At 68.0% G+C, this 9,244-nt stretch carries 1 protein-coding gene; it reads left to right on the top strand.

Features of this window, described 5'->3' with window-relative positions; genetic code table 11:
- Nucleotides 1-9,244 (top strand): non-ribosomal peptide synthetase (locus Q6A48_RS25530; protein ID WP_304557241.1); only part of this gene is annotated, 9,244 nt, incomplete at both ends.

The following is a 9,244-nucleotide window of genomic DNA, read 5'->3' as shown; positions in this document are numbered from 1 at the left end:
TGGCCTACGTGATCTACACCTCGGGCTCCACCGGCCTGCCCAAGGGCGTGGCGATCGCCCATCGCAACGTGCTGGCGCTGATCGACTGGTCCCGATCGGTCTACAGCCATGACGACATCCAGGGCGTCCTGGCCTCCACCTCGGTGTGCTTCGATTTGTCGGTGTGGGAACTGTTCGTGACCCTGGCCAACGGCGGCTCGCTGATCATCGCCCGCAACGCCCTGGAACTGCCGCAACTGCCGGCCCGCGACCAGGTGCGCCTGATCAACACCGTGCCCTCGGCCATCGCCGCGTTGCAGCGCAGCGGTGAAATCCCGGCCAGCGTGCGGATCATCAACCTGGCCGGTGAGCCGTTGAAGCAAAGCCTGGTGGATGCCTTGTACCTGGGTGGGAGCGAGCCTGCTCGCCATAGCGCCCGACCAGACGCCCCTGAGCCCACTGACACACCGCCATCGCGAGCAGGCTCGCTCCCACAAGCGGAGGGCATCGAGCATGTCTACGACCTCTATGGCCCGTCCGAAGACACCACCTATTCCACCTGGACCCGGCGCACCGCCGGCGGCACGGCGAACATCGGCCGGCCCCTCGCGCACACCGCCAGCTACCTGCTGGACGCCGACCTGCAAGTCGTGCCCCGGGGCGTCTCGGCGGAGTTGTACCTGAGCGGCGCGGGGATCACCCGGGGCTACCTGGGCCGGGCCGCGCTGACGGCCGAGAAGTACGTGCCCAACCCGTTCACCACCACCGGCGAACGCTTGTACCGTACCGGCGACCTCTGCCGTTATCGCGCCGATGGCGTGCTCGAATACCAGGGGCGGATCGACCATCAGGTGAAGATCCGTGGTTTCCGCATCGAGCTGGGGGAAGTCGAGGCGCGGCTGCTGCAACAACCCCAGGTGCGCGAATTGACGGTGCTGGCCCAGGATCGCGAGCACGGCCAGCAGCTGGTGGCGTTCATCGTGCCGAGCGACGCTGCCGTGCTGACCCAGGCCGAGGCCCAGGTGCAGTTGCGCGAAACCCTCAAGGCCGCCCTGGGCGAACACCTGCCGGACTACATGGTGCCGACGTACCTGGTGTTCCTGGAAAACCTGCCGCTGACCCCCAACGGCAAACTCGACCGCAAGGCGCTGCCAGCCCCGGACGGCAGCGAACAGCAGCGTGCGTTCGTGGCGCCGCGCAGTTCGCTGGAAAAAGCCCTGGCGGCGATCTGGCAGGAGGTGCTGAACATCACCGACATCGGCCTGGACGATAACTTCTTCGAGTTGGGCGGCGATTCCATCGTCTCCATGCAGGTGGTCAGCCGTGCGCGGCAAGCCGGGATCACGCTCAACCCCAAGGCGCTGTTCCAGCACCAGACCCTGCGTAGCCTGGCGCTGGTCGCCGGCCAGGGCGACGTGCAAGCGATCGAGCAGGGGCCGGTGAGCGGCGTCGTGCCGTTGACCCCGGTGCAGCATTGGTTCTTCGAGCGTGACATCCCCGAACGCCAGCATTGGAACCAGTCGCTGTTGCTGGTGCCGAGCGAACCCCTCGAGGCGACCGCGCTGGACGCGGCCCTGATTCACCTGGCCGGCCACCACGACGCCTTGCGCCTGCGGTTCACCCAGGTCAACGGCCAGTGGCAGCAGGCCTACGCCGAGCCAGCGCCGGCGAGCCTGTTGTGGCAGCGCCAGGCGACGTCGGTGGAGCAGCTCAATGCGTTGTGCGACGACGCCCAGCGCAGCCTGGGCCTGCAAGACGGGCCGTTGCTGCGGGCGCTGCTGGTGGACATGGCCGACGGCAGCCAGCGCTTGTTGCTGGCGATCCATCACTTGGTGGTGGACGGCGTGTCCTGGCGCGTGTTGTTGGAGGACCTGCAACGTTTCTACGGCCAGCGACAGGCCGGCCAGCCGCTCCAGGCACCGGCGAAAACCACTGCGTACGGGCAGTGGTCGGCCCGCTTGCACGGGCACCTCGACGGCTTCATGGACAGTCTCGACTACTGGCGCGCCCAGGCGAGCGCCGGCGCCGGCAACGGCTTGCCCTGCGACTATCCGCAGTTGTCCCTGGAGGTTCGCGACGAGCGCAAGGTCCAGGTGAGGCTGGACGCCGAACAGACGCGCCAGCTCCTGCAACAGGCCCCCAAGGCCTATCGCACCCAGGTCAACGACCTGTTGCTGACCGCCCTGGCGCGCACGTTGTGCCGCTGGACGGGCGAAGACCGCACGCTGATCCAGCTTGAAGGACATGGTCGCGAAGGCCTGTTCGACGGCGTGGACCTGACCCGCACGGTCGGCTGGTTCACCAGCCTGTTTCCGGTCAGCCTGCGCCCGGCCGCGACGTTGGGCGATTCGCTCAAGTCCATCAAGGAACAATTGCGCGCCGTGCCGGACAAGGGCCTGGGCTACGGCGTGTTGCGCTACCTGGGTGAACCGGCGGTGCGTGCCGAGCTGGCGGCCCTGCCGGCGCCGCGCGTCACCTTCAACTACCTGGGCCAGTTCGACCGCCAGTTCGACGACGGCGCGCTGTTCGTGCCGTCCAGCGAAGGCAGCGGCGCCGCCCAGCATGCCCGGGCGCCGCTGGCGAACTGGCTGACGGTGGAGGGCCAGGTCTATGGCGGTGAACTGTCGTTGAACTGGGGTTTCAGCGAACGGATGTTCAAGCGCCAGACCATCGAAACCCTGGCGGCTGATTATCATGCCGAACTGAGCGCACTGATCGAGCATTGCTGCGGGCTGCACGCACCGCAAGCCACCCCGTCGGACTTCCCCTTGGCACGCATCAGCCAGGCACAACTCGATCGCCTGCCGGTCGACGCCGGGCCACTGGATGATCTCTATCCGCTGTCGCCGATGCAGCAGGGCCTGCTGTTCCACAGCCTGTACGAGCAGGCGGCGGGGGCGTACGTCAACCAGTTGCGAGTGGACGTCCAGGGCCTCGACCCGCAACGTTTCCAAGCGGCCTGGCAAGCCACGCTCCAGGCCCAGGACATCCTGCGCAGCGGCTTCGCCTGGCAGGGCGACCTCGACCGACCGCTGCAGTTCGTCCTGCGTCACGTCGAATTGCCGTTCACCCAGCTTGACTGGCGTGGGCACGAGCGCCTGGCCGACGCCCTGGACGAACGCGCCGACGCCGAGCGCCGACAAGGCTTCGACCTGGCCCGGGCGCCGTTGCTGCGCCTGGTGCTGGTGCAGACCGATGTCGAGCGCTGGCACCTGATCTACACCCATCACCACATCCTGATGGACGGCTGGAGCAACGCCCAATTGCTGGGTGAAGTGCTGCAGCGCTACAGCGGTCGCCAGCCCGTGGCCAGTGGCGGGCGCTATCGCGACTACATCGCCTGGCTGCAACGCCAGGACGCCGACCAGGGCGAGGCGTTCTGGACCGCTCACCTGGCCACGTTGCACGAGCCGACGCGGCTGGCGCGGGTCCTGCCAGCCGATTCGACCGACAGCGGCCGTGGCGATCATTACCTGGTCCTGGATGCCCCGCGTACCCAGGCCCTGGAGCGATTCGCCCGCGAGCAGAAGGTCACCCTCAACACCCTGGTCCAGGCGGCGTGGCTGTTGCTCCTGCAACGCTACACCGGGCAGGCCAGCGTGGCCTTCGGCGCCACCGTGGCCGGGCGTCCGGCGGACCTGCCGGGCATCGAGCAACAGGTCGGCCTGTTCATCAACACCTTGCCGGTGATCGCCGCCCCGCGCCCGGACCAATCGGTCGCGGCCTGGTTGCAAGCCGTGCAGGCGCAGAACCTGAGCCTGCGGGAGTTCCAGCACACGCCGCTGGCAGACATCCAGCGTTGGGCCGGGCAGGGCGGCGAGGCGCTGTTCGACAACATCCTGGTGTTCGAGAACTACCCGATTGCCCAGGCCCTGGAACAAGGTGCCGGGCAGGGGGTGGTGTTCGGCGAGGTCCGTCACCTGGAGCAGACCCATTATCCGCTGAGCGTGGCCGTGACCCTCGGCCAGGCGTTGGCGCTGCACTTGTGTTTTGACCGGATGCATTTCAGCCCGGCGGCCATCGAGGGCATCGGCGCCCAACTGATTCATCTGCTGGAATGCTTCGTCGAGTCGGCGGGGCGTTACCTCGGGGACATTGCCCTGGTCAGCGCCAAAGAGCAGGTCCGGCAACGGGCGGCCAACGCGCCCCAGCCGTATCCGACCGACGTCGCCGTGCACCAGCGTATCGCCCGGTTGGCCGCGTCGAACCCGCAGCGTACGGCGGTGATTTTCGACGGCGAGCGATTCAGCTACGGCGACATCGACCGCCGGGCGAACCAGTTGGCCCATGCCTTGATCGCCCGGGGCGTCGGCCCGGAAAGCCGCGTCGGCGTGGCCTTGCCGCGCAGCGAAGGGGTGATTGTCGCCCTGCTGGCGGTGCTCAAGGCTGGCGCTGCCTACGTGCCGCTGGACACTGGCTACCCCCGGGAGCGCCTGGCCTACCTGATCGAGGATTCGGGGCTGGCGCTGCTGCTCAGCGATTCCCGGGTAGCGGCGCAGTTGCCCCTGGCAGGCGCCGCCCAGGTACTGGCGCTCGACACCCTGGACCTGAGCCGACAACCGCTGGAGGCGCCCGGGGTGCGCATCGATCCGCAAAACCTCGCCTACGTGATCTACACCTCCGGTTCCACCGGCAACCCTAAAGGGGTGAGCGTGGCCCACGGTCCGCTGGCGATGCATTGCCAGGCCATCGGCGAGCGCTATGCCATGCAGGCCAGCGATTGCGAATTCCACTTCATGTCCTTCGCCTTCGACGGCGCCCATGAGCGCTGGCTCACCGCGTTGACCCATGGCGCTTCGCTGCTGATCCGCGACGACAGCCTGTGGACCCCGGAGCAGACCTACGACGCCATGCGCGAGTACGGCGTGACGGTGGTGGCATTCCCGCCGGTGTACCTGCAACAACTGGCCGAACACGCCGAGCGCGAGGGCAATCCGCCGCACGTGCGCATCTACTGCTTCGGCGGCGATGCAGTGGCCAGTGCCAGTTTCGAGCGGGTCAAGCGCGCCCTGGACCCGGACTACATCATCAACGGCTACGGCCCGACCGAAACCGTGGTCACGCCGCTGATCTGGAAGGCCGGCCGCGACATGGCGTGTGGCGCCGCCTACGCGCCCATCGGCAGCCGTATCGGCGACCGCAGTGCCTACGTGCTGGACGCAGACCTGAACCTGCTGCCCCAAGGCCTGGCGGGCGAGCTGTACCTGGGCGGCAGCGGGTTGGCCCGGGGTTACCTGAACCGTCCGGGCCTGACGGCCGAGCGCTTTGTCGCCGACCCGTTCAGCAGCCACGGCGGCTTGCTGTACCGCACCGGCGACCTGGTGCGCCAGCGCGCCGACGGGACCTTCGACTACCTCGATCGCATCGACAACCAAGTGAAGATCCGCGGCTTTCGCATCGAATTGGGCGAAGTCGAAGCCAGCCTGCAAGCCCTGGATGGCGTGCGCGAGGCGGTCGTGGTGGCCCAGGAAGGCACTGCCGGCAGCGGCAAGCGCCTGGTCGCCTACGTGGTCGCCGCCACGCCAGCCCCGCCCAGCGAGGCATTCGCCGAACAACTGCGCGAACAGCTTAAGGCGAGGCTGCCAGCACACATGGTCCCGGCCTACCTGCAGGTGCTCGAACGCCTGCCGCTGACGCCCAACGGCAAGCTCGATCGCAAGAGCCTGCCCAAGCCCGACGTCAGCCAACTACAACAGGCCTACGTGGCGCCGCGCAGCGCGCTGGAGCAGCAATTGGCGTCGCTCTGGCAGGACGTGCTCAAGTTGGAGCGGGTGGGCCTGCGGGACAATTTCTTCGAGTTGGGGGGCGATTCCATCGTCTCGATCCAGGTGGTCAGCCGCGCCCGCCAGGTGGGCATCCACTTCACCCCCAAGGACTTGTTCCAGCACCAGACCGTCGAGGCGCTGGCCGCGGTGGCACACCTGGGCGCGGCCCCGCAGGTCGTCGACCAGGGGCCGGTGACCGGCGAGCTGGCGCTGTTGCCGGTGCAGCGGGTGTTTTTCCAGGAAGCGATCCCGCAGCGCCAGCACTGGAACCAGGCGGTACTGCTCAAGCCGACCGAAGGCCTGGACGCCCGTGCGCTGGAGCAGGCCCTGGACGCGCTGGTGCTGCATCACGACAGCCTGCGCCTGAGCTTCACTGAAGGAGGCGAGGGCTGGCGGGCCCATTATCGGGCCCCGGGCGACCCGTCCGAACGCCTGCTGTGGGTGGCGGACGTGGCCGATGCCGCCGCGCTGGAACGGCTTGCCAACCAGGCGCAACGCAGCCTCGACCTGCAAGCGGGGCCGTTGCTGCGGGCGGTGCTGGCGACCCTCGCCGATGGCAGCCAGCGCTTGCTGCTGGCGATTCATCACTTGGTGGTGGACGGCGTGTCGTGGCGGATCCTGTTGGAAGACCTGCAAGGCGCTTACCGTCAGTTGTCCGCCGGCCAGGCGTGGCAACTGGCGCCGAAGACCACCTCGGCCCAAGCCTGGGCCGAGCGTTTGCAAGGCTATGCCCGCAGTGCTTCGCTCGGGGAAGAACTGGCGTACTGGCAAGCGCACCTGGACGGTGCCGACGGCCAGTTGCCGATGGACAATCCCCAGGGCGGGCGGCAGCAACGCCACGCGCTCACCGTGCGGACCCGACTCGATGCGGCGCTGACCCGCCAACTGCTGCAAGACGCGCCCAAGGCTTATCGCACCCAGGTCAACGATCTGCTGCTGAGCGCATTGGCCAGGGTCATGGTGCGCTGGACCGGCACCGACAGCGCGTTGATCCAGCTCGAAGGCCATGGCCGCGAAGCGGTGTTCGCCGATGTCGACCTGACCCGCACCGTCGGTTGGTTCACCAGCCTGTACCCGGCCCGGTTGACCCCGACGACGGACCTGGGAGCGTCGCTGAAACAGATCAAGGAACAACTGCGCTCGATCCCGAACAAAGGCCTGGGCTTCGGCGCCCTGGCGCACTTGGGGGATGCCACCGCGCAGGCCCGCCTGGCCGAGCTGCCCACGCCGCACCTGACCTTCAACTACCTGGGCCAGTTCGACGCCAGTTTCGACGAAACGCACGGCGCGCTGTTCGTGCCGGCCAGCGAAGGCGCCGGCGACGAGCTGGACCCCGATGCGCCGTTGGCCAACGTCCTTGCCCTCAATGGCCAGGTGTTCGGCGGCGAGTTGAACCTGGGCTGGACGTTCAGTCGCGAGCAGTTCAACGCGGCCACCGTCCAGGCCCTGGCCGACGACTACGCCCGGGAACTGCAAGGGCTGATCGAGCATTGCTGTGACGGCGTCCATGGCGGCGTCACGCCGTCGGACTTCCCGCTGGCTCGCCTGGACCAGCGGCAACTCGACGGCCTGCCGATGGCGCCGGCGCAAATCGCCGACCTTTACCCGTTGTCGCCGATGCAACAGGGCATGCTGTTCCACAGTGTCTACGGCGAGGCCAGCGGCGCCTACATCAACCAACTGCGCCTGGACGTCGAAGGGCTGGACCCGGAACGTTTCCGCCAGGCATGGCAGGCGGCGGTGGACGCCCATGACATCTTGCGCACGCGTTTCGTCTGGCAAGGCGACCTGCCCGACCCGGTGCAGGTGGTCAGCAAACACCTGGCATTGCCTTACAGCCTGCATGACCTGCGTGACGATCCGCGGCGCGATGAAAGCGTGGCGGCCCTGGCCGAGGCGGAACGCCGGCAGCTGGACTTGAACGCGCCGGCGCTGCTGCGGCTGGTGATCGTGCGCCTCGACGCGCAGCGCTATCACCTGATCTACAGCCATCACCACATCCTCATGGACGGCTGGAGCAACTCGCAACTGCTCGGCGAAGTGCTGCAACGCTACTGCGGCCAGGACGTCGCCGTGCCGGGCAGTCGCTACCGCGATTACATCGCCTGGCTGCAACGCCAGGAAGCGGCGGCCAGCGAAGCCTTCTGGACGCCGGCCCTGCGCCGCCTGGAGACGCCGACGCGGCTGGCCGAGGTGCTGGCGAAGCCGGTCACGGAGGCGACGGGGTATGGCGATCACGTGCAATGCCTGGACGAAGCGCTGACCCGGCGCCTGGAGGCTTTTGCCCGCGCCTCGAAAGTCACCGTCAACACGCTGGTGCAGGCCGCCTGGCTGCTGCTGTTGCAGCGCTACACCGGCAAGGACACCGTGGCCTTCGGTGCGACCGTGGCCGGACGTCCGTCGGATCTGCCGGGCATCGAGCAGCAGGTCGGCCTGTTCATCAACACCCTGCCGGTGATCGCCAGCCCACGGGCCGAGCAGACCCTCGACAGCTGGCTGCAAACGGTGCAAGCGCAGAACCTGGCCTTGCGGGAATTCGAGCACACGGCGCTGCTGGACATCCAGCGCTGGGCCGGGCAGGGCGGCGAGGCGCTGTTCGACAGCCTGCTGGTGTTCGAGAACTACCCGGTTGCCCAGGCCCTGGCGCAAGGCGCGCCGGACGGCTTGCGCTTTGGCCCGGCGCTCACCCGCGAGCAGACCAGTTACCCGCTGACGCTGCTGGTGAGCCTGGAGCGGCAACTGTCGGTGCACCTGAGTTACCAGCGGGCGAGCTTCGAACCGGCGGCAGTTACTCGGTTGGCGGCGCACCTGGTGCGACTGTTGGCGCAGATGGTCGATGGTGGCGAACGCCGGCTGGCCGAACTGATGTTGCTCGAAGCCGACGAATACCAGCGCCTGGTCCATGACTGGAATCCGGTCGACGCCCCGTTCGACCCGCCCCTGTGCACCCACCAGTTGATCGCCCGCCAAGCGGCGGCCACCCCGGACGCCCTGGCCGTGACCTTCGCCCACACGCAATTGAGCTACGCCGAACTCGATGGCCGGGCCAACCGCCTGGCCCACAAACTGATCGAGCTGGGCGTCGGCCCGGAAGTGCGGGTCGGCGTGGCGATGCCGCGCTCCGAACACCTGCTGGTCGCCTTGCTCGCGGTGCTCAAGGCCGGCGGCGCCTACGTGCCGCTGGACCCGGATTACCCGGCCGAGCGCGTGGCCTACATGCTCGACGACAGCCGCGCGCGGGTGTTGCTGACCGAGCAGGCGGTGGCGGCGACGTTATCGGTGCCTGAAGCGACTATGGTGCTGATGCTCGATCGCCTCGACCTGGCCGGCTATTCACTGCAGGCGCCGAGCACCGGCGTGACCCCGGACAACCTGGCCTACGTGATCTACACCTCGGGCTCCACCGGCCTGCCCAAGGGCGTGGCGATCGCCCATCGCAACGTGCTGGCGCTGATCGACTGGTCCCGATCGGTCTACAGCCATGACGACATCCAGGGCGT

Source organism: Pseudomonas citrullilanati (assembly GCF_030580855.1).
Lineage (GTDB): Bacteria > Pseudomonadota > Gammaproteobacteria > Pseudomonadales > Pseudomonadaceae > Aquipseudomonas > Aquipseudomonas citrulli.
Note: the sequence above shows the minus strand (reverse complement) of the source record. Positions and strands in the feature narration are given on the sequence as shown.